Genomic DNA, 355 nt, shown 5'->3' with positions numbered 1-355 from the left:
TAGCAACTCAAACTCAAAAATCTCAATTATCTACCTACTCCATAGCTTTTGCTGAGTCAGAATTCAATGAAGGGGAATTGGCTCAAAAAATCGCTAATCATTTTGGTGCAAAACACACAGAATATCAAGTTACATCATCCTTTGCTAAGAGCATATTACCCGATTTCCTCGCAGCAATTGATCAACCAAGTATTGATGGCTTTAATACATTTTGTGTCTCTAAATTTGCCCATGACCATAACATGAAAGTAGTATTATCAGGTTTGGGTGGAGATGAAATTTTTGGTGGCTATAAATCATTTCAAAAAGTTCCTCAAATGGTAAAATGGAGTAAAAAACTAAATACATTACCTTT

1 protein-coding gene is annotated in these 355 nt (G+C 34.1%); it reads left to right on the top strand.

Annotated features, from left to right (window positions below; genetic code table 11):
• Positions 1–355, top strand: a 355-nt coding sequence (locus ACIR131C_RS26885) for an asparagine synthase-related protein (protein ID WP_231395378.1), incomplete at both ends; no start/stop codon positions are given.

The organism is Dolichospermum circinale AWQC131C, from assembly GCF_000426905.1.
Lineage (GTDB): Bacteria > Cyanobacteriota > Cyanobacteriia > Cyanobacteriales > Nostocaceae > Dolichospermum > Dolichospermum circinale.
Note: the sequence above shows the minus strand (reverse complement) of the source record. Positions and strands in the feature narration are given on the sequence as shown.